Annotated in this window: 30 protein-coding genes; 24 read left to right on the top strand and 6 right to left on the bottom strand. The window is 45.3% G+C overall.

Going from position 1 to position 24,473, the window contains the following annotated elements; genetic code table 11:
- Positions 1-31: 31 nt before the first annotated feature.
- The 8 genes from AOB49_RS00425 to AOB49_RS00390 are packed head-to-tail and all read left to right on the top strand — an operon-like array spanning position 32 to position 6,015.
- Complete coding sequence (locus tag AOB49_RS00425; protein ID WP_062306596.1) at positions 32-1,126, top strand: VanZ family protein; 1,095 nt, start codon at positions 32-34, stop codon at positions 1,124-1,126.
- Positions 1,127-1,138: 12 nt separating this feature from the next.
- Positions 1,139-1,447: a (2Fe-2S) ferredoxin domain-containing protein gene (locus AOB49_RS00420; RefSeq protein WP_062306594.1), complete on the top strand. Its 309-nt coding sequence runs from the start codon at positions 1,139-1,141 to the stop codon at positions 1,445-1,447.
- A 21-nt stretch (positions 1,448-1,468) separates the two neighbouring features.
- Entirely contained in the window at positions 1,469-2,185 is a 717-nt protein-coding gene (locus AOB49_RS00415) for an alpha/beta hydrolase (protein ID WP_062306593.1), read from the top strand.
- Between the two features lie 18 nt (positions 2,186-2,203).
- Positions 2,204-2,473 (top strand): YbeD family protein, encoded by a 270-nt coding sequence (locus tag AOB49_RS00410; protein WP_062306590.1) that lies wholly within the window; start codon positions 2,204-2,206, stop codon positions 2,471-2,473.
- Positions 2,474-2,482: 9 nt separating this feature from the next.
- The gene (gene lipB / locus AOB49_RS00405) at positions 2,483-3,121 is read left to right on the top strand and encodes a lipoyl(octanoyl) transferase LipB (RefSeq protein WP_062306588.1); all 639 of its coding nucleotides are present in this window, start codon (positions 2,483-2,485) and stop codon (positions 3,119-3,121) included.
- A gap of 2 nt (positions 3,122-3,123) precedes the next feature.
- Positions 3,124-4,134 (top strand): lipoyl synthase, encoded by a 1,011-nt coding sequence (gene lipA / locus AOB49_RS00400; RefSeq protein WP_062306586.1) that lies wholly within the window; start codon positions 3,124-3,126, stop codon positions 4,132-4,134.
- A complete protein-coding gene (locus tag AOB49_RS00395; RefSeq protein WP_216634586.1) occupies positions 4,097-4,714 on the top strand; it encodes a hypothetical protein in 618 nt (205 codons plus the stop codon). The genes lipA and AOB49_RS00395 overlap by 38 nt, the downstream gene beginning before the upstream one ends.
- Before the next feature lie 2 nt (positions 4,715-4,716).
- Positions 4,717-6,015 carry an MFS transporter gene (locus tag AOB49_RS00390; protein ID WP_062306583.1) on the top strand — a complete coding sequence of 433 codons (1,299 nt, stop codon included), beginning with the start codon at positions 4,717-4,719 and terminating at the stop codon, positions 6,013-6,015.
- A 5-nt stretch (positions 6,016-6,020) separates the two neighbouring features.
- Here AOB49_RS00390 and AOB49_RS00385 read toward each other — a convergent pair whose 3' ends face one another.
- Entirely contained in the window at positions 6,021-6,281 is a 261-nt protein-coding gene (locus tag AOB49_RS00385) for an accessory factor UbiK family protein (protein WP_062306581.1), read from the bottom strand.
- A gap of 262 nt (positions 6,282-6,543) precedes the next feature.
- Between AOB49_RS00385 and AOB49_RS00380 the strand changes: the two genes are divergently transcribed.
- From AOB49_RS00380 to ptsP, 8 genes are all read left to right on the top strand, one after another.
- Positions 6,544-7,401: a TorF family putative porin gene (locus tag AOB49_RS00380; protein ID WP_062306579.1), complete on the top strand. Its 858-nt coding sequence runs from the start codon at positions 6,544-6,546 to the stop codon at positions 7,399-7,401.
- A 25-nt stretch (positions 7,402-7,426) separates the two neighbouring features.
- Positions 7,427-7,765: a P-II family nitrogen regulator gene (locus tag AOB49_RS00375; protein ID WP_011903792.1), complete on the top strand. Its 339-nt coding sequence runs from the start codon at positions 7,427-7,429 to the stop codon at positions 7,763-7,765.
- A 52-nt stretch (positions 7,766-7,817) separates the two neighbouring features.
- Positions 7,818-9,242 (top strand): ammonium transporter, encoded by a 1,425-nt coding sequence (locus AOB49_RS00370; RefSeq protein WP_407070222.1) that lies wholly within the window; start codon positions 7,818-7,820, stop codon positions 9,240-9,242.
- A gap of 107 nt (positions 9,243-9,349) precedes the next feature.
- Positions 9,350-10,648: a glutamate--cysteine ligase gene (gene gshA, locus AOB49_RS00365; RefSeq protein ID WP_062306575.1), complete on the top strand. Its 1,299-nt coding sequence runs from the start codon at positions 9,350-9,352 to the stop codon at positions 10,646-10,648.
- A gap of 27 nt (positions 10,649-10,675) precedes the next feature.
- Positions 10,676-11,617, top strand: a complete 942-nt coding sequence (gene gshB / locus AOB49_RS00360; RefSeq protein WP_062306572.1) for a glutathione synthase — start codon at positions 10,676-10,678, stop codon at positions 11,615-11,617.
- Between the two features lie 2 nt (positions 11,618-11,619).
- Entirely contained in the window at positions 11,620-12,054 is a 435-nt protein-coding gene (locus tag AOB49_RS00355) for a PTS sugar transporter subunit IIA (RefSeq protein WP_062306570.1), read from the top strand.
- 8 nt (positions 12,055-12,062) lie between these two features.
- Positions 12,063-12,332, top strand: a complete 270-nt coding sequence (locus AOB49_RS00350; RefSeq protein ID WP_062306567.1) for an HPr family phosphocarrier protein — start codon at positions 12,063-12,065, stop codon at positions 12,330-12,332.
- Positions 12,333-12,334: 2 nt separating this feature from the next.
- Positions 12,335-14,086, top strand: coding sequence for a phosphoenolpyruvate--protein phosphotransferase (ptsP, locus tag AOB49_RS00345; RefSeq protein WP_062306564.1), 1,752 nt, complete (start codon positions 12,335-12,337; stop codon positions 14,084-14,086).
- Positions 14,087-14,105: 19 nt separating this feature from the next.
- Here ptsP and AOB49_RS00340 read toward each other — a convergent pair whose 3' ends face one another.
- Genes AOB49_RS00340 through gpmA form a run of 3 tightly spaced genes read right to left on the bottom strand, consistent with a single transcriptional unit; the run spans position 14,106 to position 17,024 of the window.
- Entirely contained in the window at positions 14,106-14,861 is a 756-nt protein-coding gene (locus AOB49_RS00340; RefSeq protein ID WP_062306561.1) for a HesA/MoeB/ThiF family protein, read from the bottom strand.
- Positions 14,862-14,886: 25 nt separating this feature from the next.
- The gene (locus tag AOB49_RS00335; protein ID WP_062306560.1) at positions 14,887-16,320 is read right to left on the bottom strand and encodes a S41 family peptidase; all 1,434 of its coding nucleotides are present in this window, start codon (positions 16,318-16,320) and stop codon (positions 14,887-14,889) included.
- A 14-nt stretch (positions 16,321-16,334) separates the two neighbouring features.
- Positions 16,335-17,024 (bottom strand): 2,3-diphosphoglycerate-dependent phosphoglycerate mutase, encoded by a 690-nt coding sequence (gene gpmA / locus AOB49_RS00330; RefSeq protein ID WP_062306558.1) that lies wholly within the window; start codon positions 17,022-17,024, stop codon positions 16,335-16,337.
- A gap of 22 nt (positions 17,025-17,046) precedes the next feature.
- On the opposite strand from gpmA, the gene AOB49_RS00325 reads away from it, so the two are divergent.
- The 4 genes from AOB49_RS00325 to AOB49_RS00310 are packed head-to-tail and all read left to right on the top strand — an operon-like array spanning position 17,047 to position 19,301.
- The gene (locus AOB49_RS00325) at positions 17,047-17,460 is read left to right on the top strand and encodes a rhodanese-like domain-containing protein (RefSeq protein WP_062306555.1); all 414 of its coding nucleotides are present in this window, start codon (positions 17,047-17,049) and stop codon (positions 17,458-17,460) included.
- Between the two features lie 13 nt (positions 17,461-17,473).
- The gene (grxC, locus tag AOB49_RS00320) at positions 17,474-17,728 is read left to right on the top strand and encodes a glutaredoxin 3 (RefSeq protein WP_062306552.1); all 255 of its coding nucleotides are present in this window, start codon (positions 17,474-17,476) and stop codon (positions 17,726-17,728) included.
- A 22-nt stretch (positions 17,729-17,750) separates the two neighbouring features.
- Positions 17,751-18,254: a protein-export chaperone SecB gene (gene secB, locus AOB49_RS00315; RefSeq protein ID WP_062306550.1), complete on the top strand. Its 504-nt coding sequence runs from the start codon at positions 17,751-17,753 to the stop codon at positions 18,252-18,254.
- A 24-nt stretch (positions 18,255-18,278) separates the two neighbouring features.
- Positions 18,279-19,301 (top strand): NAD(P)H-dependent glycerol-3-phosphate dehydrogenase, encoded by a 1,023-nt coding sequence (locus AOB49_RS00310; RefSeq protein ID WP_062306548.1) that lies wholly within the window; start codon positions 18,279-18,281, stop codon positions 19,299-19,301.
- Positions 19,302-19,308: 7 nt separating this feature from the next.
- On the opposite strand, the gene trmL is transcribed toward AOB49_RS00310, so the two are convergent.
- Both trmL and AOB49_RS12225 read right to left on the bottom strand, forming a co-directional pair.
- On the bottom strand, positions 19,309-19,779 hold the full coding sequence (trmL, locus tag AOB49_RS00305) for a tRNA (uridine(34)/cytosine(34)/5-carboxymethylaminomethyluridine(34)-2'-O)-methyltransferase TrmL (RefSeq protein ID WP_062306545.1): 471 nt from the start codon (positions 19,777-19,779) through the stop codon (positions 19,309-19,311).
- An 11-nt stretch (positions 19,780-19,790) separates the two neighbouring features.
- Positions 19,791-20,033 carry a ComF family protein gene (locus tag AOB49_RS12225; RefSeq protein WP_245640575.1) on the bottom strand — a complete coding sequence of 81 codons (243 nt, stop codon included), beginning with the start codon at positions 20,031-20,033 and terminating at the stop codon, positions 19,791-19,793.
- 524 nt (positions 20,034-20,557) lie between these two features.
- Here AOB49_RS12225 and AOB49_RS00295 point away from each other — a divergent pair.
- The 4 genes from AOB49_RS00295 to AOB49_RS12405 all read left to right on the top strand — a co-directional run bounded on the left by AOB49_RS00295 (position 20,558) and on the right by AOB49_RS12405 (position 24,473).
- Positions 20,558-21,358, top strand: coding sequence for a methyltransferase domain-containing protein (locus AOB49_RS00295; protein ID WP_062306540.1), 801 nt, complete (start codon positions 20,558-20,560; stop codon positions 21,356-21,358).
- Positions 21,359-21,538: 180 nt separating this feature from the next.
- Complete coding sequence (gene coxB / locus AOB49_RS00290; protein ID WP_062306538.1) at positions 21,539-22,696, top strand: cytochrome c oxidase subunit II; 1,158 nt, start codon at positions 21,539-21,541, stop codon at positions 22,694-22,696.
- A 42-nt stretch (positions 22,697-22,738) separates the two neighbouring features.
- Positions 22,739-24,358, top strand: a complete 1,620-nt coding sequence (gene ctaD, locus AOB49_RS00285; protein WP_062306536.1) for a cytochrome c oxidase subunit I — start codon at positions 22,739-22,741, stop codon at positions 24,356-24,358.
- Positions 24,258-24,473, top strand: coding sequence for a cytochrome oxidase small assembly protein (locus AOB49_RS12405; protein ID WP_407070220.1), 216 nt, complete (start codon positions 24,258-24,260; stop codon positions 24,471-24,473). Before ctaD ends, AOB49_RS12405 begins: the two co-directional genes overlap by 101 nt.

Genomic DNA, 24,473 nt, shown 5'->3' with positions numbered 1-24,473 from the left:
ATTGTAGAAAGGTCTGACCTAGAATTGGAGAATGCACTCGGAAGATCAGCGTCCCCGCAAGTTTATTTGGCCCCTGCAGGCCATGCCTTTGGCGCGTGCCATGAGTCTTAGTTATGCGCTTTTAATCGTATATATCAGCCTAACTCCTTTTGACTTCAACTTTCAGAATGGGATTCCGCCTTGGGCCTGGTTAGATGCCCCTTTGCCACGTTTTATTACATTGTTTGATGTGTCGGTCAATATCCTGGCCTATATCCCCCTAGGCTTCTTGCTGGTGTTTGCTTGTTACCCTCGTTGGCGAAATTTCACTGCTTTAGGAGTGGCATTGGGTCTCAGTGCCATCTTGGCTATGAGTGTGGAGTCCTTGCAAACCTGGCTGCCAACTCGCATTCCGAGTCAAATGGACTGGTGGGCTAATGTTTTGGGGGCTCTACTGGGCGGCCTCCTGGCGATCCCCATGGGACCTCAATGGTTATCTGGTAGCGCTATTCGACGTCGGTTTGATCAATGGTTCGGATTAAATTGGTCAGGCTGCGCATTGCTTTTATTATTTCCTTGGTCCCAGATTTACCCTCAGAGCTCTTGGCTTGGGACGGGGGTCTGGGGGCACGCTATATTCGCTTCAGTGGATTGGGGAACCATGGTGATTAATCATGTCCTTCAGGAGGCAGTGATCACCGCATTGTGTTGGGTGGGCACCGCTCTCCTACTGTCCTTGGGAATGCGTGCTAAAGCGCCACAGTGGAAAATCCTCAATATCCTGCTGTGTTTAACGGTAATAATCAAAGTAATTTTTACAGCCTTGCAATTTGGAGTGGAATTTGGTTTGCTTTGGCTAACTGCAGGGGCAATTTGGGGTATGGTGCTGGGTAGTATTTTCTTAAAATGGGCTTTAAATTTCACGGGCATTACCAAGTTCTGGATTTCTTTGTCTTGCCTCTTGAGTGCAACAATTGCGATTAATGTATTGCCTGATAATCCATACTTTATTCTCACATTAAGACATTGGAATCAAGGGCGGCTAATACACTTTCATGAGTTGACGCAGTGGGTTTCAGTGGCATGGTTGCCCTTAGCCTTAATTTGGCTTATTAGCCATAAATCAGCATTTACATTAAAAGATTGATTGATATTGCTTATGAGTTTTAAACACCATCTATTTTTCTGTTTAAATCAACGCAAGAGCGGGGAAGAATGCTGCGATCAGCACAATGCATTCGAATTATTTGAGTATGCCAAACGTCGCGTTAAAGAGCTTGGACTTGCAGGCCCAGGTAAAGTTCGAGTGAATAAGGCCGGATGTTTAGATCGTTGTGCTGATGGTCCGGTGATGGTGGTTTATCCAGAGGGTATTTGGTACACATTTATTGATGTTGAGGATATTGAAGAAATTATTCAGTCTCATTTAATTCAAGGGCGTCCAGTTGCTCGCCTGCAGTTGGCTTAGTCGTTTTAGAAAGCGCATTACATGAACAGTCGCACAAAAATAATCCAGATAGAGGGCATCGTTGGGCAAATTGAGATGTCTATTGATCTTCCTGATGAGCTCAAAAACAATCCAGATTTTTCTGTAAGAGGGTTGGCCTTGGTAGCGCACCCCCATCCGCTGATGGGCGGCACAATGGATAACAAGGTCGCACAAACCATGGCACGTACATTTAACCAGCTGGGTTACATTAGCGTGCGACCAAACTTTCGCGGGGTTGGTGCAACTGCCGGTGTGCACGATGATGGTGTCGGCGAGATGGAAGATTTGCTCCATGTTACGGACTGGATGCGTACCCCATCAAGTTGGACTCAATTTGATGCTACTGCGCATCAATCTTGGACTCAAATGGCGAATACTTTGCCATTAGTTGTTTCTGGATTTTCATTTGGAAGCTATGTGGGCACTCATCTTGTGCAAAGGTTGGCCGAGCTTGGTCGTCCTGCGGAGCGCTTGGTCATGGTTGGTAGCGCGGCAGGAAAGTGGAATTTAGCGCCTGCGCCAACAGATACCATTTTGATTCATGGCGAAATGGATGAAACCATTCCTTTGATTGATGTTTTTGATTGGGCTCGTCCACAGGAGTTAACAGTGCAGGTGGTGCCTGGTGCCGATCATTTTTTTCACCGTCGCTTACATTGCATTCGCAACATCATTACTGGTGCGTGGTTAGGTATGCCCGATCACCGCAATAGTTAAATATATATAAGAGTATTTATGACAGAAGAAAAAAAATCATTAATTGAGTATCCCTCACTTTTTCCGATTAAGGTAATGGGTAAAGCCAGCCCCGAATACCTTCCTGCTATTTTGCATATTGCCCATCAATTTGATCCAACTTTTGATGAAAGTAAAGTTGAACAAAGGCCATCAAAAGATGGAAACTATTTAGGTATTACCTTACCAATTACTGCGACTAGTCGTGAGCAATTGGATGAGCTCTATCGCACACTATCTACGCATCCTTTGGTGAGCATTGTTCTTTAACTTGTTCACATGAATCTCTTGGTAAAACATTTAGGGGTTGCAGGTTACGAGTCGACCTATCAGGCGATGCGTGACTTTACCCAGATGAGAACTAGTGACACTCCAGATGAAATTTGGGTCTTAGAGCACCCCCCTGTTTTTACTTTAGGACTAGCTGGTGATCCAGGTAATTTGCATTCACCCAGCAGTCAAATTCCATTGGTTCGAGTTGATCGTGGCGGTGAAATTACGTATCACGGCCCCGGGCAAATTGTGGTTTATCTTTTGTTAGATTTAAGGCGATTGGGAATATTTGTTAAGGAGTTAGTGATCAGGATTGAGCAGGCCTTGATTGAGACTTTGGCAGATTTTGGAATCAAAGCTGAAAGGCATGCCGGAGCCCCTGGAATTTACATTTCTCAAGATAGTGGTGTGGCGCCTGAGCATCATGGCGCCAAGATTGCCGCTTTGGGGCTAAAGGTCTCGAAAGGGTGTAGTTATCACGGGCTGGCCCTCAATGTAGCTACGGATTTAGAGGCTTTTGGTCGGATTCACCCTTGTGGGTACGAGGGCTTGAAGACAATTGATATGCAAACCCTTGGGATCAAGGACAATAGGGACATTATTAGCCAAGCTCTGCTGGCGCACTTGCGCGAGCAATTGATTTAATCATGACTACCAATAAGCCGGATCTCGAAATTTCTACCCATTCTCGTCAGGATGTCAATTACGACGCTTCACGCAAACAGAAGTCGAGCGAAAAGACTGCCCGCATTCCGATCAAGATCGTGCCGCTTGAAGAGGTGTTGAAGAAACCAGATTGGATTCGGGTTAAGGCAGCCTCTGGCAATTCTCGTTTTTCAGAAATTAAAGCGATTCTGCGTGAAAACGAGTTGGTAACTGTTTGTGAAGAGGCTAGTTGCCCAAATATTGGAGAATGTTTTGGAAAAGGCACGGCCACATTCATGATCATGGGCGATAAATGTACGCGTCGCTGCCCATTTTGTGATGTTGGTCATGGTAGACCTGATCCGCTGGATCAAAAAGAGCCCGCCAATTTAGCGCGAACAATTGCTGCCTTGAAATTAAATTACGTTGTAATTACTAGCGTGGATCGCGATGATTTGCGAGATGGCGGTGCGATGCATTATGTGGATTGTATTTCTCAGTCAAGAGAGCTATCACCCAATACTCGAATTGAAGTATTGGTCCCAGATTTCCGTGGGCGCTTAGACAAGGCATTGGATATTTTTAGCCAGCATGCTCCTGCTGGATTGCCAGATGTTATGAATCACAATCTTGAGACCGTGCCTCGTTTATATAAGCAGGCAAGGCCTGGCGCAGATTACGCACATTCTTTGAAATTATTGAAAGATTTTAAAGAGCGCTTTCCTCATATTCCAACAAAAAGTGGCTTGATGGTTGGCTTGGGTGAAACGGATGAAGAGATCCTGGAGGTGATGCGCGATATGCGCGAGCACAATATCGACATGCTCACGATTGGCCAATACTTGGCACCCTCAGGACATCATTTGCCGGTTCGCCGTTATGTTCATCCAGATGTATTCAAGCATTTTGAAGAGCAGGCCTATCAGATGGGCTTTTCGCATGCCGCGGTAGGAGCAATGGTGCGATCTAGTTACCATGCAGATCAACAAGCCCATGGGGCTGGAGTTGTCTAAATCTGGCTTTCAACAGTTTTGGCTTTTTCTAGCGCTTGCATTGTTGCTGGCTGCATGTAGCCCCAAGTTAGATTGGAGAACTATTCAGTCTCCACAACAGGGTTACATTGCATTATTTCCTGGTAAGCCTGAAAAGATTGATAGGCGAATTTCATATAACGGTCAAGAAGTCCCGCAAAGTTTAGAGGCGGTTAAGATTGACGATGATATTTATGCCGTTAGTGTTATTGATTTGAGTAAAGACCAAACTCATCTTTTGCCTCAATTGTTATTGCAACTACAAAATAATTTGTTTAATAGAGCAAATGTTAGTTTAGAGACGGCAATTTCTTCGACCCAATTTTATGAGACTGCTAGCCACCAGAAGATTTCTACTCAAGATTTTTACTTGGAGTTTCCTTCAACAGGTGCCATAGAGACATCCATGCGTGTTCGTTGGATCATTAGACCCAAATCAGACGGAGGATCCTGGATTTATCAACTGTCTGTTTTGCATTCTGCTCCTGCTCGCGTAGACGCAAGAAGTTTTTTTTCTGAAGAAGCGTATGCCAATTTCTTCGATGGATTCCGCCCAGATTAAGTATGTCTTTTCATTGGCGAAGAAGCCCTAATACCCCGATTGCCTTACCTCTGGATACCAAGGTTGCCACAAAACTATTCTTAAGTTTTGCTTTTGCTTATTTGATCTCGTATGCATTTCGTTCTATCAATGCGGTTATTGCTCCAGAGCTCATGCACGATCTTCATATCAGTAACTCCCAGCTAGGCTTGTTATCGGCAGCATATTTTGTGGGCTTTGGTGCTACGCAAATTCCGCTGGGCTTATGTTTGGATCGATTTGGCCCGAGATTAACCGAAATCTCTTTGATGATGTTTGCCATTCTTGGAGCGTTGGTATTTTCTTGGGCAGATGATTTCACTGGCCTATTAATAGGAAGAGTGCTTATTGGAATTGGAGTCTCTTCCTGTTTGATGGCTGCATTTTCGGGATTTCGCACTTGGTTTCCCGTGGAAAGACAGGGGCAGTTAGCTTCTGGCATGTTGGTTTTTGGAGCCTCTGGGGCTCTGATCACTTCTTGGCCAGTACATGCTGTATTGCCCTATTTGGGCTGGCGGGGAATCTTTATAGCCATGGCGACTCTATCCGGCCTCGCAATTATTGGGCTTTACTTTGGACTTCCAATCAAAACAAAAACATCGTCTCATGCTGAGGGCCAAAATCTTAGCGAGAAACCAACATTTTCATGGAGTAGTTATAAGCCAATTTTGACCAATGCATTTTTTTGGAGAATTTTTCCTCTAGGTACATTTTGTTACGGCGGATTTATTGCAATTCAAACATTGTGGCTGGGCCCATGGTTGACGATTGTCATGGAGTATCCAGCTGAGACGGCATCTCAAATTTTATTTTTATTTAATGCAGTGCTGTTGTTTGCGTATGCCATGAATGCCATTTTTTTGCCCAAGCTGGCAAGGTACGGTATTACTACTTTGCGTTATCTCATTTGGATGGTCGGTGCCGCATTGGTTTTACAAGGGTGCGCTTTTTATTTGAGGAGTTCGTGGGTTTGGGTTTGGTGGTGCTTACTTGCGGTAGCGTGCGCTTCCTATGTGTTGGCACAGAGCCTCATTGTTTCCTATTTCCCAAAAACATTTTCTGGGCGGGTTAGCACAAGCTATAACCTCACTCTTTTTATTGGCGCTTTTATTGTGCAGTGGGGGATAGGATATCTGGTAGACCTAGGCATTGGTGCCGGATGGTCACGCACGAGTGCATTTGATGTTGCTCTAGGTGTTTATTTAGCTATACAGGCATTGGGGTACATCTGGTTTTTAGTATCACCTAAATTTTTCCCTAGCACCCCAACAATTAAAGAATAAAGAATTTACGAGGCAGCCTTTTCTAAAGCGGCTACTTTGGCCTCCAATGTCTCAAGCTTCTCTCTAGTTTTAGATAGCACCTTAGACTGCAACTCAAACTCTTCACGAGTAACCAAATCCATTTTTTGAAATCCTTGCGTCATCATGGCGCGCACATTCTTTTCAATCTCTTGTGCTGGGGAGTTGCGAATGGCATCCCCAACCTTGTTTTGCATATCGCTAGCAATACGCTGGATTTGCTCTAGGATTTCGCCTGGTTTTTGCATGATGGCCTCGCTGATCTATGGATAGTTACGTAAAATATTGATGAGACTATTTTAAGTTGTAGCTCTTAATTGATGCAAAAAGGCCCTTAAATTCCGGAAATTCATCAAAATGTACAAAAATGGTGCAAATTGACGCACCAATCATAAGCATGAGCCTTATTTCGGTGAATTGCTAGCAGTGGGTGGAGGGGGTGCAGATTCATGATCACACCATGCAATCGGCATTTACCACTTTTTCATGACCACTAAGGAGCTACATATTATGAAAACGATTCAAAAAACAGCCATCGCTCTAGCAGCTTCTGGCTTATTTACAGCGACAAGCTTTGCACAAACAGCGCCTGCTGCCGCGCCTGAGGCTCCAGAAGCAAGTCCAATTACAGCTAACGTGACTATCACTAATGACTATCGCTACCGTGGTCTTACTCAGTCCAACTATCAGCCGGCTATTCAAGGCGGTTTTGACTATGCACATGAAAGTGGTTTCTACATCGGCAACTGGAATAGCTCCATTAGCTGGATTGGTGACCAAAATAGTACTGCTGGCGGTACAGCTGGTAACAATGTGAGTAGCAATATTGAAATGGACTTCTACGGTGGTTTCAAGAAAGAATTAATTGCTCCAGGATTCGCATCTGACTTTGGTGTACTGCAGTACTACTATCCAACTAAAGGTTTTAACTCAACCTTTATGCAGAACCCAAATTCAACTGAGTTGTACGCGGCTCAAAACTTTACATTTGGCCCATTAACTGGCTTTGTAAAACTTTCATATGCAGTAACGACACTCTTCGGTATTCCTAATAGCGCTGGTTCGATGTATCCAGACTTGACATTGAACTACGACACCGGTTTTTGGGGATTAACTGCCAACGGCCATATTGGTTATCAATATATTGCTGGTCAACCATTTACAACAACTGGCTATAGCGGTGCGCAAAATAATATTAGTTACACAGATTGGAAATTAGGTATGACTAAGGACTTTGGTGGCGGTTTAGCTGCTCAAGTTTCATATATTCAAACTAATGCGAATCCAAGTTGGTATACAACTGGTGGAAATCAATCAACATGGTCTGGCCGTGGTGGTGTGAATTTTTCACTCACAAAAACTTTCTAATTCTTTCCTCTGAACGGAGAAACGTATGAAATTAATTACCGCAATCATCAAGCCTTTTAAGCTTGACGAAGTGCGTGAGGCTCTCTCAGAAGTGGGAGTTTCGGGCATTACCGTCACAGAAGTTAAAGGCTTTGGTCGTCAAAAGGGTCACACCGAGTTGTATCGCGGTGCTGAGTACGTAGTCGACTTTTTACCTAAGGTAAAAATTGAAGCTGCTGTTGAAGATGGCATCTTGGAGCGAGCGATTGAAGCAATTGAAAAATCTGCTCGTACTGGCAAGATTGGTGATGGCAAGATTTTTGTCTCACCAGTTGAACACGTCATTCGCATTCGTACCGGTGAAACCGGCGCGTCAGCACTTTAAAGAGAGGTTCAAAATGTTAACTTGGATGAAACGACTCCTAGCTGGAAGCGCAATGGCCTTGGCTATTGGTGCAACCAGTGTCATGGTGGCTTCACCAGCCTTTGCTGATGAAGCCAAGCCAGTTGCTAGTGCCGCAGCTGCGGCGGTAGCGGCAGCGCCAGCATTAGTTCCTAACAAGGCTGATACAGCATGGTTGTTAGTGTGTACTGCATTAGTAATCTTGATGACGTTGCCGGGTTTGGCTTTGTTCTACGGCGGTTTAACGCGCAGTAAGAACATTCTCTCTGTGCTCGTACAGTGTATGTTTGTGTTCTCGCTAGTGACGGTATTGTGGTCACTTTATGGGTATAGCTTTGCATTTACTGAAGGTGGGGCATTTATCGGTGGCTTAGATCGTCTATTTTTACAAGGCATGACACCAGATTCAGTTGCTGCTACTTTTAGTAAAGGTATTGTGATTCCTGAATTTGTATTTATGGCATTTCAGGCTGCGTTTGCCACTATTACTTGCTGTTTAATCATTGGTTCGTTTGCCGAGCGAGCAAAGTTCTCCGCAATCATCTTGTTTGTGATTCTTTGGTTTACTTTCAGCTACTTACCCATCGCTCACATGGTTTGGTTCTGGCCTGGTCCTGATGACATCAAAGATGCTGCATCGCTCGAGGCAATTACGGCGCGTGCTGGTTGGTTATGGCAGAAGGGTGTGCTCGATTTTGCTGGTGGCACTGTAGTTCATATCAATGCTGCGATTGCAGGCTTGGTAGGTTCATTTGTGATCGGTAAACGCTTGGGTTATGGCAAAGAAGCCATGAAGCCACATAACTTGGTATTTGTGATGATTGGCGCCTCACTCTTGTGGTTCGGTTGGTTTGGCTTTAATGCCGGCTCCGCTCTTGAGGCAAACGGTAGCGCTGCCTTGGCTTTCGTGAATACCTTATTGGCAACAGCTGCCGCAGTATTGGGCTGGTCATTTGCCGAGTGGATTACAAAAGGCAAGCCTTCCATGTTGGGCGCTGCATCGGGTTGCGTAGCTGGTTTGGTTGCCATTACGCCAGCTGCTGGCTTTGTTGGTCCAATGGGTGCGTTGGTTATTGGTGCTCTTGCTGGCGTAATTTGTCTATGGGGTGTTTCCGGCCTGAAGAAGATGTTGGGCTCTGACGACAGCTTGGACGTATTCGGTGTCCATGGTGTTGGCGGTATCTTGGGGGCATTATTAACCGGCATATTTGCGGATCCAGCATTGGGTGGAACTGGTATCTGGGATTATGTGGCAAATGCTGCAGCCCCTGATTATTCGATTGCCAGCCAGCTATGGATTCAGAGCCAAGGCGTCATCGTTACCTTGATCTGGTCTGGCGTGGTCTCATTTATTGCCTTTAAATTAGTGGATATTGTGATTGGCTTGCGTGTTAAAGAGGATGCTGAGCGTGAAGGCTTGGACATCACCTCTCATGGCGAGTCTGCATATGAGTCTTAATTAGGCTGTTTTACCCCTCACTGGGTGGTCTAAGCATGGCTGCCCAGTTTTTAAGCGCGGGATCCTCGGATTCCGCGTCTTTCTTTTAAAAATCTTACAATGGTGGAATGGTTCCACATCTTATTACTGCCCTTAGCGGACCTCTTCTCGAGCTCGAGTCGAAGGTTTTGGAAGCAACCCCGACTATCGAGCGCTGGTTTAGGCTTGAATGGCAGGAGCATACTCCGCCGTTTTATTGCTCGGTAGATTTGCGTAATGCAGGTTTTAAGCTTGCGCCGGTAGATACCAATCTATTCCCAGGTGGTTTTAATAACCTCTCGCCGCAGATGTTGCCGTTAGCAGTTCAGGCTGCGATGGCTGCTATTGAGAAAATTTGCCCAGAAGCAAAAAATTTATTATTAATTCCTGAACGCCATACGCGTAACACTTTCTATTTGCAGAATATTGCGCGTTTATCTTCCATTCTGCGTCAAGCGGGTCTGAATGTTCGTTTGGGAACCTTATCCGACGAAATCAAAAAGCCTACTTGGATAGAGTTGCCAGATGGCAATCGACTCCTGATGGAGCCTTTATCTCGTTTGGGTCTTAAGAAGCAACGTTTAGGTTTAAAAGATTTTGATCCTTGTTCGATCTTATTAAACAATGATTTATCAGCAGGTATCCCACCCATTTTAGAAAACTTACATGAGCAATATTTATTGCCAGGGCTGCACGCAGGCTGGCATGTGCGTCGTAAATCGAATCACTTTGCTGCCTATGATGAAGTTGCTAAGAAGTTTGCAAAAGTTGTTGATATTGATCCTTGGATGATTAATCCATTTTTCGCTAGTTGCTCTGATGTTAATTTCCATGAACGCAAAGGCGAAGAAGAGCTGCAGGATGCTGTTGAAAAGATATTGAAAAAAACAGCTAAGAAATACCGCGAGTACGGTATTAAAGAAAAGCCTTATGTTGTAGTGAAGGCCGATGCAGGTACTTATGGCATGGGTGTGATGGTGGTGAATGATCCCGCTCAACTTAAGGGACTCAATCGCAAAGACCGCAATAAGATGAGTGTGGTCAAAGAAGGTCTTGAGGTCAGTGATGTATTGATTCAAGAGGGTGTATATACCTTTGAGAAGGTCAATGAGGCCGTTGCCGAGCCTGTGGTTTATATGATTGACCGCTATGTCATTGGTGGCTTTTATCGAGTACATACCGATCGTGGACCCAATGAAAATCTCAATGCTCCTGGAATGCATTTTGTTCCTTTAGCGTTTGAGCAAAATACCATGCCAGACCTAGGAGCTAAGCCTGGTAGCGCTCCACCAAATCGCTTTTATCTTTATGGTGTAGTGGCTCGCCTTGCTTTGTTAGCGGCTTCGCTGGAGTTGGAGCGCTCCGATCCTAATGCTGATGCGGCTTAATTTATTTTTCGATTTTCGGACATAAAGATGAATCTTCTATTTATTGCCGACCCGCTCGAATCTTTTAAGATTCATAAAGATTCAACCCTGGCAATGATGCGAGTTGCACAAGAAGCAGGACATCAGTTGTGGTTTTGTGAGAGTCGCAATGTGCTGTGGAGAGATAATCTGGTGTCTGCGGATTGCCAGTCTTTAGTAATTAAACCAAGCAGTACATCTTGGTTTGAGTTGGGAGGGCTTGAGAGTTCTGCCTTAAAAGATTTTTCCGCAGTCTTGATGCGTACAGATCCCCCTTTTGATATTGAGTATCTCAATACTACGTGGCTCCTTTCGGCTGCTGTTCGACAGGGCGCCAGAGTCTTTAACAACCCTAGTGCAATTCGTGATCACTCAGAAAAGTTATCTATCACTGAGTTTCCGGAGCTGATTCCGCCTACTTTAGTGACTCGTGAGCTTTCAGCGATCGAAGCTTTTCATCAAGAGCATCAAGACATTGTGATTAAGCCACTGGATGGCATGGGTGGAATGGGGATATTTCGTGTTGGGCCAGACGGCTTGAATCTCGCAAGTATCGTTGAGACCTTAGGCGAGAACGGTGCCCGCACTTTAATGACGCAACGTTTTTTGCCTGAAATTAAGCAGGGCGATAAACGGGTGCTGTTGATTGGTGGTGAGGTGGTGCCTTTTGCGTTGGCTCGCATTCCGCAGGGAAGTGAAATTCGCGGAAACTTGGCTGCCGGTGGCAAAGGTGTTGCTATGCCGCTGACTGATAATGAAATGAAGGTGGCAAGTCGTTTGGCTCCGCTTCTCAATGAGCGTGGTTTGTTCTTGGTAGGATTAGACTTAATTGGCGGTTACGTCACCGAGATTAATGTGACAAGTCCAACTTGTTTTGTGGAAATTACAGAGCAGACTGGATTTGATGTTGCAAGATTTTGGTTAACAGCGCTTGAAAAGACATTGGTATAAACATGGTTGGAATTGTTATCGTTGCTCATACGCCAGTAGCAAGTGCAATGCTTGGTTTTGCAGAGCATGCGTTTGGAGTCGTTCCTGAAAGAGTTCGAGCGGTAGATATTCCCCCTTATGAGGATACTAAGGCTAGTTTTGATCGTGTTTTAAAAGCGGCTTATGGTGTTAATACTGGGCATGGCGTTTTAATTTTGACGGATGTGATGGGTGCTACCCCAGCTAATGTAGCCTCTAAGCTTGAAGCGCTAGGACCCTTATCTGGACTTGATACCCCAGTAGTCGTTTTAGCTGGCTTAAATTTACCGATGTTGATGCGTTGCATTTCTCATCGTGGCGAAGGCTTAGAAGAGCTTGCTCAGAAAGCCCTTCAGGGTGGTCAAAATGGAATTTTGCGTTTAGGCGCTAAAGCCTCACAAGAAACTACTGACAAATAAGGTGGGTTATGCCAGTTGCTGAAATAGAAATCATTAATAAGTTAGGTTTACATGCTCGCGCTTCTGCCAAGCTCTCACAACTTGCCGCAGAGTTTCCCTGTGAAATCTTTTTGTCCCGCAACGGCCGTCAAATCAATGCTAAAAGTATTATGGGGGTGATGATGCTTGCCGCTGGAATGGGTAGCACAGTGACGCTTGAGACCGTTGGTGAAAAAGCAGATGAGGCAATGAAAGCCTTGACTGATTTGATTAATGATCGATTCGGTGAGGGTGAATAAGAATGACCTTTGCTTTGCATGGAATCCCAGTATCCAAAGGCATTGCCATCGGCAAGGCGGTACTGATTTCGCGCGCAGCATTGGAAGTAAGCCATTATTTAATTGAATCTGGCAAAGAAGAGCTTGAGGCAAAAAAATTACTAGATGCATTCGAGCAAGTTCGCCTTGAGCTAGCGCAGCTACGACAAGGTTTGCCTAAAGATGCCCCACAAGAAATGGGCGCTTTCTTGGATGTGCATGGCATGATCTTGGCAGATCCTGCTTTGGCTGAGAAACCCCTTAAGCTCATTCGCGCACAGCGCTTGAATGCTGCCTGGGCATTGACTACGGAGCTTAATGATCTGCTCGAGCAGTTTGCTGAAATTGAAGATGCCTATCTTAAAGAGCGTGCTAATGATATTCGACAGGTAGCTGAGCGCGTGCTTAAAGCGCTCAATGCGCAAAAGAAAGATACGATCGAAGAATCTGAACTTCTATCGCCAAGTGATGTAGGGGTTGATGCGATTATTGTGGCTCATGACATTGCGCCCCACGATATGTTGCGCTTTAAGGAGCATGCTTTTACAGGCTTTGTTACCGACTTGGGTGGTAAAACTTCTCATACCGCAATCGTTGCACGCAGTATGGAAATTCCGGCAGTAGTCGGCGTGCGGCATGCCAGTGAAATGATTCGTCATGGCGACTGGCTTGTAATTGATGGCGAGCATGGTGTAGTGGTAGTTGCTCCCGATGAGCAATTACTCTCAGAGTATCGTTTGCTTCAAGCAAAAGCGATTGAAGAGACACGTAAGTTACAAGAGCTGAAGCATTCTCGTACTACCACTGTAGATGATGTTTCTATTGAGCTCTTGGCGAATATTGAATTGCCAGAAGATGCGACACAAGCAGTCGACCTAGGCGCAATTGGAGTTGGATTATTTCGCTCCGAGTTCTTGTTTATGGATCGTAATCAAGCACTTCCAGATGAAGAGCAGCAATTCCGGGAGTACCGCCGTGTAGTTGACCTGATGCATGGTCTGCCGGTCAATATTCGGACTATTGATGTGGGTGCTGATAAAGCCCTAGGCTCAGGCTCCGATATATCGCAAACAGGTACATCTCCTTTGGGTTTGCGAGCCATTCGCTGGTCGTTGACTGAGCCAGAAATTTTCTTAACTCAATTGCGCGCTATCTTAAGGGCATCTGCTTATGGCCAAGCGCGCATCATGATTCCGATGCTAGCGCATGTGAAAGAGATTGATGAAACATTGCGCTTGATTGAGAAAGCAAAGCATCAATTACATCAACGTGGTCAGGCTTTTAATCCCAATATTCAAGTGGGTGCCATGATTGAAATTCCGGCGGCTGCTTTGGTATTGCCCTTGTTTATTAATCGGTTTGATTTTTTATCAATCGGTACGAATGATTTAATTCAGTACACATTAGCAATTGACCGTGCGGATCATGCTGTTGCTCACCTCTATGACCCATTACATCCCGCAATTTTGAATTTATTGTTCAATATTATTGATCAGGCTAAGCGCGCCAATATTCCAGTGGCGGTTTGCGGAGAGATGGCAGGCGACCCTACGATGACGAGATTATTGTTGGGACTTGGATTGACGGATTTCTCAATGCACTTTAGTCAGCTTTTGTTAGTCAAGCGTGAGATTCTCAAGGCGGATGTTGGATTGTTAAAGTCACGCATTGGAGCGGTGTTGCAGGCGATTGAGCCTGAAGATCAAGCTCGGGCGCTTGATCAATTGCTCGCTTAGTATATTTTTGCTACGAGTATTACTTTGCGTGTTTCCCACAAATCGCGCATTCAGGATTCTTGGAAATACGAATCTCGTTGAGCTGAGTATTGAGCGCATTCCAAAGAATCATTCTGCCAATCATAGGCTGACCGAAGCCAATCAGTAGTTGTAAGGCTTGAGCAGCTTGCATAGCCCCAATAATGCCAACGAGTGGGGAAAAGATGCCCATGCTGGAGCAACTCACTTCTTCAAATTGTTCTTCTGGGGAGAAGAGGCAGGCATAGCAGGGGGATGATGGGTTAGAAAAATCAAACACGTTTAGCTGCCCATCAAACCTTAATGCTGATCCTGAAACTAATGGCACACCATGATCAAAGCAGGCGAAATTAATTAATTGGCGACTTGCATAATTATCAGTGCAGTCTAAAACGATATCAACGCTTGGCAAAAGAGAGTCTAAAAGTGCTTTTGTTGCCTTGCTTTCGATACCGTTTACTTCAAGCATGGGATTCATATTTTGCAGAAATTGTTTGCCTGATTCCACCTTGCTTTTACCAATGGAGTTCTGGCTATGCATGATTTGACGCTGCAAGTTGGTGAGATCAACTTGGTCATGGTCAAGCAAAGTGATTTTTCCTATTCCTGCGGCCGCGAGGTATGGTGCGGCGGCACTACCGAGGCCGCCAGCACCAATGACGAGCACATGAGAGCTTAAAAGCTTTTCTTGCCCCTCAACATCAATTTCTTCTAAGAGTAAATGCCTCGAGTAGCGAAGTAATTGCTCGTCATTCATAAACAAATCATCAGGCTCGAGAGGATTACTCGAGCTTTGATGCTGAGCGTTTCACAGGATCGCCATTAATAAATGCTACCGCCTGAGAAAGCATGAAGTCATCAGCGCTTCCAAGCTCAACAGGTTTTTTGGCCTTGTCTTTTTCTTTCTCTTCAGGGGTCTTCTTGGCATTTTTTTCTTCAATGCGCTGTAGCTCTTCAAGACGACGTTTTTCGCGATCAGCAATCAGTTTTTCTTCTGAAGACTGCTTGTTACGTAAATGCTTTTCACTGTCAATTTCGCGGGTAATTAAAACGTCATCAGGATCACCATCTTTATTTTGATCCACTGCAATATCCGGTTTAATGCCATAGGCTTGAATAGATCTACCTGTAGGTGTGTAGTAATACGCGGTAGTAATTTTTAGGGCCGAATCATTAGTGAGGGGGCGTACGGTTTGCACAGAACCCTTGCCGAAGGTAGTCTTGCCAATAATCGTAGCGCGCTTGTAGTCTTGTAATGCTCCGGCAACAATTTCAGATGCAGATGCCGAGTAGGCATTTACTAAAACAACCATAGGGAGTTTTTTAAAAATTGCAGGAACTCCTGCCAAAGGGTCTCCCGGCTCGCTCAGGCGATACATTGCTGGCGTAGCATTAAATACTTGTTTGGAGTCGGGCGTTTGACCTTTAGTGGAAACGATTACCGCATCAGCAGGTAAGAAGGCTGCCGCAACTCCTACAGCTCCTTGCAGTAAGCCGCCACCATTATTTCGTAAGTCAAGAATTACACCCTTGAGATTAGGATCTTGATTTGCTAGATCAGTTAATTTTTTAGCGAGATCGGGTACGGTGCGCTCTTGAAAGCTCGTGACTCGTACCCACGCAATATCTTTATCTAGGATTTTGGCTTTTACTGATTGGACCTTGATTTCAGCGCGAGTAATGGTGACTGGAAAACTGCGTTCTTCGCTCTTACGGAATACGGTCAGAGTAATTTTTGTTCCCGGTGCGCCACGCATTGTGCGCACAGCCTTATCTAAGGACATGCCACGAACGGGTTTGTCATCTAAGCGAGTGATGAGGTCACCAGCTTGAAGACCGGCACGTGCTGCGGGACTATCTTCAATCGGGTTTAACACCTTGACCACGCCATCTTCGGAGGTGATCTCAATGCCAAGACCAGCAAACTTACCAGTAGTCTGCTCTTGCATCTCTGAGAAGTCTTTTTTATCCAAATAAGTGGAGTGCGGATCAAGGCTGCTCACCATTCCCTTAACCGCGTCAGTGAGTAGCTGTTTGTCTTCAATGGGTTCAACATACTCGCGCTTAATTTGCGCAAAGACATTTGATAGAGTACGAAGCTCATCTAAAGGCAGCGTGGAGCCTTGCTGGGCGGTCGCCGATAACTGAATGGTTGCGGCAACCCCGGCGATTAAGCCAACAGCGACTAGGGCAAAATTCTTAAAAAATATGCGCATGTTTTGCTTTTGCCCTAATCCAAGTAAAAGTGTTGAATGGGTTTGAGGTTGTCATCAAGCTCATAAACAAGCGGCACTCCATTGGGAACATTAATTTCCATGATGTCCTCATCAGAAACTTGATCTAAATATTTAATGAGTGAGCGAATACTGTTTCCATGGGCTACTAGTAAAACGCGCTTACCAGCTTTGAGTGCTGGTGCAATAGATTCATTCCATAAAGGGAGTACGCGCTCCACATTATCTTTTAAGCACTCACCCAAAGGGATGTCGGATGCGCTCAGTTTTTCATAGCGGCGATCATTTTGAGGGTTGCGCTCATCACCCGGCTCTAGCAATGGTGGGCGTACATCATAAGAGCGACGCCAAATGTGAACTTGCGCATCTCCGTATTGCGCGGCAGTCTCCGCCTTATTTAGTCCGGTTAAAGCGCCATAGTGACGTTCATTGAGTCTCCAGCTATGCACAACGGGGAGCCACATTAAATCCATGGTGTCTTGCACATGCCAAAGGGTTCGAATTGCCCTTCTCAGAACAGAGGTATAGGCTATATCAAATTCATAACCTGCTTTTCGAAGGTTTTCACCTGCGGTAAGCGCTTGTTCGGTGCCTTTTGGGGTTAAGTCAACATCCGCCCAGCCAGTGAAGCGGTTTTCGAGGTTCCAGGCGGATTCGCCATGACGAATAAGGACAAGTTGTTTCATAGAGCCATTCTATAATCCGGTGATGAACTTTCTCACGCAAATTGATAATTTAGCGCTTATCGCCCTCTTGTTAGTTTCGGGCCTAGCGCTTTTCCTACCTACATTATCTACGCTTATTAGCGGAAAGGGCTTATCGCCCACCGAAGCGACTATTTGGATAAATCGCCGTAAAGCAGCTGTTTTGGATCTTCGTCCAGAAGCGGCATTTAAAACTGGCCATCTACCAGGTGCTAAACATCTACCCTCAGCCCAGATTGCATCTGGGGTTGAAAAGCTCAAACTAGACCGAAAAAATCCATTGATTTTGGTTTGCGAAACAGGGGCTAGCTCCCGTAAAGCGCTTGCCGAAGCCCAAAAACTAGGATTTGCCGATGTTGGCATCTTAGAGGGCGGTGTTCAGGCCTGGCAGGCAGCAGCCCTTCCCTTAGTTAAATAATCGAGCGAGCAAAATGCCTCAAGTAATCATGTACAGCACTCAAGTCTGCCCTTATTGCGTCATGGCAGAAAAACTTTTGCAAAAAAAGGGTGTGACCAACCTAGAAAAAATCTTGATTGACCGAGATCCTGCTCAGCGTGAAATCATGATGACTCGTACTGGACGCCGTACGGTTCCTCAAATTTATATTGGCGAAACGCATGTTGGTGGTTATGACGATTTAGCGGCATTAGATCGCGCCGGCCAACTCGATTTGCTATTAGCTTAAAAATTTAATCAGAAAGTTTGCTATGACTGAACAAGCCAATTCAAATGCGGATGGTGTTGATAACTCTAAAGAACCTGGGTTTCGGATTCAACGCATTTACCTCAAAGATTTATCTTTAGAGCAGCCTAATGCCCCTCAGATTCTCTTAATTCCAGCTGAGCCTCAAATAGAGGTTGAGGTAGATGTTGCGGTGACACGCTTGAGTGATGAAATTTTTGAAGTCGCTCTAATCGCCACAGTAACTGCAAGAGTTGAGGGCAAGACACTCTTTTTAGTTGAGGCTAAGCAAGCGGGTATTTTTGAATTTAGCAATATTCCGCCTGAGCAAATCGACCCAATGTTGGGTATTGCGTGCCCAACAATTCTGTACCCTTATTTGCGCTCGAATATTGCCGACACCATCAGTCGTGCTGGTTTCCAGCCAATTCATCTGAACGAAATTAATTTCCATGGCATGTATGAGCACCGCATCATGCAAGCGCAGCAAGCTGCTGTCCAGGAAAGTAAGGGAACTCTTCCTAACTAACTCTGCACGAAAGGCCCACAGATCATGAAAGTGACGCTGCTTGGAGCTGGATCCTGGGGTACTGCTATGGCTGCGCAGGCTGCGCGCCATCTTCAGGAGGGTGATGTTTGTTTGTGGTCTCGTAATTCTCAGCAGTTAGAGGAAATTAAAAATACGGGTGAGAATTCTGCGTATTTGCCGGGCGTTGCTTTACCCAAGAGTTTGAAGTTAGAGGCTAGCTTTGAGCATGCAATTGAGCGCCTTTCGCCAGCGGATCTTCTTGTGATTGCCACTCCGATGTCGGGGTTATCTGAGACTATTGCCAATGTATTACGTCTTGCCAAACATCCACTCAATATTGTTTGGCTATGCAAGGGCTTAGAGCCTGTGACAACTTTGTTGCCTCATCAAGTAGTAGAGCGCGAACACAAGTTGCATAGTCATGGCTTATTTCACTCCTATGGCGCTTTATCTGGACCTAGTTTTGCGCAAGAGGTAGGCAATGGTATGCCCTGTGCATTAACCGTTGCAAGTAAATCAAGTGCTTTGTGCGACATTGTGCAGAACGCTTTCCACCACGGCAATATGCGCATCTACGCCAGTGATGATTTGATTGGTGTTGAGCTAGGCGGTGCCATTAAAAATGTTTTGGCCATCGCCGCTGGTATCGGCGATGGCTTGGATCTTGGTCTCAATGCACGCGCTGCTGTTTTGACCCGTGGCCTTGCTGAAATGATGCGCTTAGTGAAGGCAGCAGGCGGCAGACCTGAAACCTGTATGGGTTTAACGGGTGTTGGCGACTTAATTTTGACTGCCACTGGCGATCTTTCTCGCAATCGTCGTGTTGGCCTTGCTTTGGCTGCAGGCAAATCTTTGCCAGATGTTTTGGGCGGCTTAGGACATGTGGCCGAAGGTGTTTTATGTGCATCTGCTGTTAGCAGTCTGGCTGATCGCTTGAAAGTTGAGATGCCAATTACTGCAATGATGTGTGATGTCTTGTCAGGAAAACTCGCGCCTAAAGAGGCCGTCAAGAAATTGATGGGTCGCGATCCCAAAGTTGAGACTTAATCTGGCCTTATTTACCGCCAGCCAGTCCATTTTGACGCCAGGCCTCATAAACCACAATCGCGACAGTATTTGAAAGATTTAAGCTGCGACTGTTGTCCTGCATTGCTAAGCGCATTTGATTGGCTGTGGGAATCGAGCTTCTGACCTCATCAGTGATGCCTTTGGTTTCAGAGCCAAAAATAAAATAATCATCCGGTAGGTAGATGCCGTCATGAAACTTGCCAGACCCCTTTGTAGTTAAGGCAAAAATACGCTCAGGATTGAGCTGTTCGTTTGCCAGAAATTGTGCCCAATTTGAATGTACTTTGACTTTTGCAAACTCGTGATAGTCCAGTCCTGCACGGCGAAGTTTGGCATCCTCCATGGGAAATCCAAGCGGCTCTATGAGATGTAGTTTTGCGCCTGTATTCGCACATAAGCGAATAATGTTTCCAGTATTTGGAGGGATTTCTGGTTCAAATAAAACAATGTTAAACATGTGCCATATCTTTATCGTTGATGAAGTGTTCTGAGAAGAACCCAGTTGATGACTTGATGTACGCCATTGTCCTTCAGAATACGAGCGATCTCATTTAAGGTTGCTCCACTTGTCATGACGTCATCAAATACGATGATTGTCCGCCCTTGCAAAGCGGCTTGGAATTTCGGGTTGACATAAAACATTTCATGAATCGCTTTGTGTCGGTTGACTCGATTTTCTCTAGCCTGAGGATGTTCATAATGATGCCGCATCAAAATATGAGGAGTCTTTTGGATATGAGATCCACAATTAATTCTTTTGGCCAATTCCCAGCTTTGATTAAAACCTCGAATACACAGTTTTTCTTGACTGAGGGGAACTGGAAATAAGTAATCGGCTTTGAAATTTTTACAATCTTTATCAACAAGCTTGTTCCAGATATGGCTTAGTCCATGTGCGAAAGAAAGGCGCCGTTGGTATTTGAGCTGAATAAGTGCTTTTTGTAATCTTCCATCATAGCGATCTAAGCATAAGGTTTGATCAAAATAGGGTGGGTTGCTCACACAATCTTGACATCTCAGCAGGGCAATTTCTTGCTCTAGAAGAGTGATGCCACATTGTCTGCAGCATTCATAATTTGATAACTGCTCTTGAGCGATAAGGTTGATGCATGCTGGACATACAGTATGTCGCTGGAATGTCTCGCATGAGATGCATGCGCTCGGCAAGATGTGTGAGCTAATAACCTGTAGAAAATTCGCAAATAGCTGCATCGGACGCTGAGTATACTGAGCTAATGACCCAACCAATAAGATGGCTTCAAGCAGAAATTGCAGACCGTATGTTGCAAAAATTGGATATTGTGAAGCTGCAACCAAGACATGTTTTGCTTATCCCAGATTTTCCAGGGGTTCATGCGCGGTTTCTGGCGAAGCGTTTTCCAAGGGCTTATTTTCATTGCGCTCCAGAGATGGGTTTATCTAAACCAGAGGTATTGAAATTAAAACTTTCTCGTTTGTGGGCCTCCAGACTTAAAGGGGCATCCTTGGCATCGGTGGATGAATACCAAAAAACGGGCAGGATTAACCTGCCAGATAGCTCTGTTGATTTGATTTTCAGTGTTTTATTGATGCAGGATTTGCTTGATCCAAAGCATTTTTTGCAAGAGTGCTGGCGAGTGCTTAAAGAGGGTGGATTACTTTGTTTTAGCTACCTTGGGCCGGATACAGGCAAAGAACTTCGTTCTGCAGTCATTGATCAGGGGCATCTGAAAGAATTAACCAGCCCTTGGGATATGCACGATATGGGTGATGCTTTGCAAGGAGAGCGTTTTTCAGATCCCGTGATGGACATGGAGTTTTTAAATCTAAGCTATGAGTCTGATGAGGTCATACTCACCGATGCCAAGGCTCTAAATTTGATTAAACCCGTGGATCAAGCAACGCTCAATTCAGTGAAATTACCTCAAAATTTAACTCTAGAGGTGGTTTACGGGCACGCTTGGGTCATAGGCAAGCACCTGGCCAAAGCTAAGGATCATGTGGCTTATATTGATCCAAATCAAATCCAGCGTAAGACTAGGAGTGATTCTGCTTAAGTGTAAGTGCTTACTATCTTTTAAACCTTTATTAAGATTGAGGGTGCTGGTTAATCCTGTTTGTTGTTGCGATTAATTAACCCTATAATCACCGCTGTAAGTATTGGCTTGATACCGCTTTTTTTGGACTGCCTGGGGCTGTATTGCCGCAGAAGTTCACGACAATAAACAGAGAATAAGATGAATTTATTTGGAAAAGTCACAGGGGCTTCGCTCTATTTAGTAGCAGCCTTCGGCACTGCATTTGCTAATGCAGCAGAAAATATGCCAGGCGGCCCAGCTGTTAATCAGCTGAATTTCGCTCCTCCAGCAACCAAAATCATGCAAGAAATCCATTGGTTGCATTGGATGATGTTGGTCATCTGCGCTTTAATTTTTATCGGTGTATTTGGGGTGATGTTCTATTCCATTTTGAAGCACCGTAAATCATTGGGCCACAAATCTGCCTCTTTCCATGAGAGCACAACGGTTGAAATTATTTGGACTGTGATCCCACTGCTTATCGTTATTGGTATGGCATTGCCTGCAACTAAAACGGTTGTGGCGATGAAAGATACTACGAATTCAGATATCACCATTAAGACCACTGGATATCAGTGGAAATGGGGTTATGACTACATTAAAGGCGAGGGCGAGGGTATTAGCTTCCTATCCACCCTATCGACATCACGCGAAGCAATCAATAATTTGGCACCAAAATCAAATACATATTTGATGGAAGTGGACAATGAAATGGTTGTGCCAGTTGGTAAAAAGATTCGCTTAATCACTACAGCTAACGACGTGATTCATGCTTGGACAATTCCGGCGTTTGGCGTAAAACAAGATGCGATTCCAGGCTTTGTTCGCGATACTTGGTTTAGGGCTGACACTATTGGTACCTTCCGCGGTCAATGTTCTGAGTTGTGTGGTGCAGAGCATGCATTTATGCCTATCGTGGTGAGAGTAGTTTCCCAAGAGGACTACACCAAATGGGTTGAAGAGAAGAAAAAAGAAATGGGCGCCGCTGGCGATGACCCATCTAAGACTTACACCTTAGATGAGCAAAAAGAACGTGGCGCAAAAGTATATGCAGCTAATTGCGCTGCATGTCACCAGCCAAATGGTAAGGGCGCAGGCACATTCCCGGCATTGGATGGCAGCAAAGTTGTATTGGGTCCAAAAGATGGGCAATACAACATTCTCATTAATGGTAAGGGCGCGATGCCGAAGTGGGCTGGCGTCATCTCCGATGGGGATATTGCTGCGGTCATGACGTATACACGTAACGCATGGGGTAATAAGACGGGTGAAGTGATTCAGACCCAAGACATTATTACTGCACGCGGTGGCAAGTAATTCAGATTAACTAATACAGATAAAACGAAACCGGAGTAATCCATGAGCACAGTCTCTACATCCATTGATCACGCACACGATCACGCGCATGATGATCACACGCCACACGGTTGGCGTCGCTGGTTGTTCGCGACCAATCACAAAGACATCGGCACGATGTATTTGATCTTTTCGTTTATCAGCTTGCTTGCTGGTGGCGTAATGGCTTTAGGAATTCGTTTGGAGTTATTCCAACCAGGACTGCAATTTTTGCGCCCTGAGTTCTTCAATCAATTAACTACCATGCATGGCTTGGTGATGGTGTTTGGCGCGATCATGCCGGCTTTCGTTGGTTTTGCTAACTGGATGGTGCCTTTGCAAATTGGCGCTTCTGATATGGCATTTGCCCGTATGAACAACTTCAGCTTCTGGATTCTTCCGGTGGCTGCAACATTGTTGCTCAGTTCGTTCTTGGTTCCTGGCGGCGCTCCATCAGGTGGTTGGACTATCTATGCGCCATTGACCTCGCAAATGGGTCCTGGCATGGATATGGCGATTTTCTCTCTCCACTTGTTGGGTGCCTCTTCCATCATGGGATCGATCAATATCATTGTGACCATTTTGAATATGCGCGCTCCTGGCATGACATTGATGAAGATGCCAATGTTCTGCTGGACATGGTTGATTACCGCGTACTTATTGATTGCGGTGATGCCTGTATTGGCTGGCGCAATTACGATGGTGCTGACTGATCGTCATTTTGGCACTTCATTCTTCTCCGCTGTTGGCGGTGGTGACCCAATCATGTTCCAGCATATCTTCTGGTTCTTTGGTCACCCAGAGGTTTACATCATGATTCTTCCAGCTTTCGGAATTATCAGTGAAATTGTTCCTGCTTTCTCTAGAAAAACATTGTTTGGCTACAGCTCAATGGTTTATGCAACCGCATCGATTGCAATCTTGTCATTTATCGTTTGGGCTCACCACATGTTTGCAACTGGTATGCCAGTAACAGGTCAGCTGTTCTTCATGTACGCAACCATGTTGATCGCTGTCCCAACTGGCGTGAAGATTTTTAACTGGGTTGCAACAATGTGGAAAGGTTCAATGACCTTTGAAACTCCAATGTTGTGGGCTATCGGCTTCATCTTCGTTTTCACAATGGGTGGCTTCACTGGTTTGATCTTGGCGATGGCTCCAATTGATATCGGCGTACAAGACACTTACTACGTTGTGGCTCACTTCCACTACGTGTTGGTTGCTGGTTCATTGTTTGCGATGTTTGCTGGCTTCTACTACTGGTGTCCTAAGTGGACTGGCTATATGGCTAATGAAACTCGTGGCAAGATCCATTTTTGGGCTTCCATGATTTTCTTTAACATCACCTTCTTCCCAATGCACTTCCTGGGCTTAGCGGGTATGCCTCGTCGTTACGCTGACTATCCAACCCAGTTTGCTGATTTCAATGCGATTGCTTCCATCGGAGCCTTGGGTTTTGGTTTGGCGCAGGTTTACTTCTTGCTATTCGTAGTATTGCCAGCGTATAGCGGTAAGGGTGAAAAAGCACCAATGAAGCCCTGGGATGGAGCCAAAGGTCTTGAGTGGACAGTGCCTTCACCAGCGCCACATCACACTTTTGAAACTCCGCCTAGTGCAGAGCAGATGCGTGAAGCAGGAATTTAATTCTTCAGAGAAGCGAGCCCTTGCTGCGAATAATCGCAGGATGGGCTTCATTCTGTTGAGTGTTGTAGTAACTTTTTTTATTGGTATTGTGATTAAACGGAGTATGTTGGGTTAA

Source organism: Polynucleobacter sinensis, assembly GCF_001595985.1.
Taxonomy (GTDB): domain Bacteria; phylum Pseudomonadota; class Gammaproteobacteria; order Burkholderiales; family Burkholderiaceae; genus Polynucleobacter; species Polynucleobacter sinensis.
The sequence above is the reverse complement of the archived record's forward strand: the minus strand, read 5'-3'. Positions and strand labels throughout refer to the sequence as shown.

Excerpts from the sequence above, each read along its gene's own strand:
- AOB49_RS00415 (WP_062306593.1), top strand. The coding sequence starts at position 1,469 with ATGAACAGTCGCACAAAAATAATCCAGATAGAGGGCATCGTTGGGCAA.
- AOB49_RS00310 (WP_062306548.1), top strand. The coding sequence starts at position 18,279 with ATGAAAGTGACGCTGCTTGGAGCTGGATCCTGGGGTACTGCTATGGCT.
- AOB49_RS00340 (WP_062306561.1), bottom strand. The coding sequence starts at position 14,861 with ATGAATGACGAGCAATTACTTCGCTACTCGAGGCATTTACTCTTAGAA.
- ctaD (WP_062306536.1), top strand. The coding sequence starts at position 22,739 with ATGAGCACAGTCTCTACATCCATTGATCACGCACACGATCACGCGCAT.
- AOB49_RS00295 (WP_062306540.1), top strand. The coding sequence starts at position 20,558 with ATGACCCAACCAATAAGATGGCTTCAAGCAGAAATTGCAGACCGTATG.
- gpmA (WP_062306558.1), bottom strand. The coding sequence starts at position 17,024 with ATGAAACAACTTGTCCTTATTCGTCATGGCGAATCCGCCTGGAACCTC.
- AOB49_RS00395 (WP_216634586.1), top strand. The coding sequence starts at position 4,097 with ATGCAGATCAACAAGCCCATGGGGCTGGAGTTGTCTAAATCTGGCTTT.
- AOB49_RS00410 (WP_062306590.1), top strand. The coding sequence starts at position 2,204 with ATGACAGAAGAAAAAAAATCATTAATTGAGTATCCCTCACTTTTTCCG.
- AOB49_RS00380 (WP_062306579.1), top strand. The coding sequence starts at position 6,544 with ATGAAAACGATTCAAAAAACAGCCATCGCTCTAGCAGCTTCTGGCTTA.
- AOB49_RS00335 (WP_062306560.1), bottom strand. The coding sequence starts at position 16,320 with ATGCGCATATTTTTTAAGAATTTTGCCCTAGTCGCTGTTGGCTTAATC.
- AOB49_RS00370 (WP_407070222.1), top strand. The coding sequence starts at position 7,818 with ATGGCCTTGGCTATTGGTGCAACCAGTGTCATGGTGGCTTCACCAGCC.
- ptsP (WP_062306564.1), top strand. The coding sequence starts at position 12,335 with ATGACCTTTGCTTTGCATGGAATCCCAGTATCCAAAGGCATTGCCATC.
- secB (WP_062306550.1), top strand. The coding sequence starts at position 17,751 with ATGACTGAACAAGCCAATTCAAATGCGGATGGTGTTGATAACTCTAAA.
- grxC (WP_062306552.1), top strand. The coding sequence starts at position 17,474 with ATGCCTCAAGTAATCATGTACAGCACTCAAGTCTGCCCTTATTGCGTC.
- AOB49_RS00420 (WP_062306594.1), top strand. The coding sequence starts at position 1,139 with ATGAGTTTTAAACACCATCTATTTTTCTGTTTAAATCAACGCAAGAGC.
- lipA (WP_062306586.1), top strand. The coding sequence starts at position 3,124 with ATGACTACCAATAAGCCGGATCTCGAAATTTCTACCCATTCTCGTCAG.
- AOB49_RS12405 (WP_407070220.1), top strand. The coding sequence starts at position 24,258 with ATGGAGCCAAAGGTCTTGAGTGGACAGTGCCTTCACCAGCGCCACATC.
- AOB49_RS00385 (WP_062306581.1), bottom strand. The coding sequence starts at position 6,281 with ATGCAAAAACCAGGCGAAATCCTAGAGCAAATCCAGCGTATTGCTAGC.
- AOB49_RS12225 (WP_245640575.1), bottom strand. The coding sequence starts at position 20,033 with ATGCGGCATCATTATGAACATCCTCAGGCTAGAGAAAATCGAGTCAAC.
- AOB49_RS00425 (WP_062306596.1), top strand. The coding sequence starts at position 32 with ATGCACTCGGAAGATCAGCGTCCCCGCAAGTTTATTTGGCCCCTGCAG.
- coxB (WP_062306538.1), top strand. The coding sequence starts at position 21,539 with ATGAATTTATTTGGAAAAGTCACAGGGGCTTCGCTCTATTTAGTAGCA.
- gshB (WP_062306572.1), top strand. The coding sequence starts at position 10,676 with ATGAATCTTCTATTTATTGCCGACCCGCTCGAATCTTTTAAGATTCAT.
- AOB49_RS00375 (WP_011903792.1), top strand. The coding sequence starts at position 7,427 with ATGAAATTAATTACCGCAATCATCAAGCCTTTTAAGCTTGACGAAGTG.
- gshA (WP_062306575.1), top strand. The coding sequence starts at position 9,350 with ATGGTTCCACATCTTATTACTGCCCTTAGCGGACCTCTTCTCGAGCTC.
- AOB49_RS00390 (WP_062306583.1), top strand. The coding sequence starts at position 4,717 with ATGTCTTTTCATTGGCGAAGAAGCCCTAATACCCCGATTGCCTTACCT.
- lipB (WP_062306588.1), top strand. The coding sequence starts at position 2,483 with ATGAATCTCTTGGTAAAACATTTAGGGGTTGCAGGTTACGAGTCGACC.
- AOB49_RS00355 (WP_062306570.1), top strand. The coding sequence starts at position 11,620 with ATGGTTGGAATTGTTATCGTTGCTCATACGCCAGTAGCAAGTGCAATG.
- AOB49_RS00325 (WP_062306555.1), top strand. The coding sequence starts at position 17,047 with ATGAACTTTCTCACGCAAATTGATAATTTAGCGCTTATCGCCCTCTTG.
- trmL (WP_062306545.1), bottom strand. The coding sequence starts at position 19,779 with ATGTTTAACATTGTTTTATTTGAACCAGAAATCCCTCCAAATACTGGA.
- AOB49_RS00350 (WP_062306567.1), top strand. The coding sequence starts at position 12,063 with ATGCCAGTTGCTGAAATAGAAATCATTAATAAGTTAGGTTTACATGCT.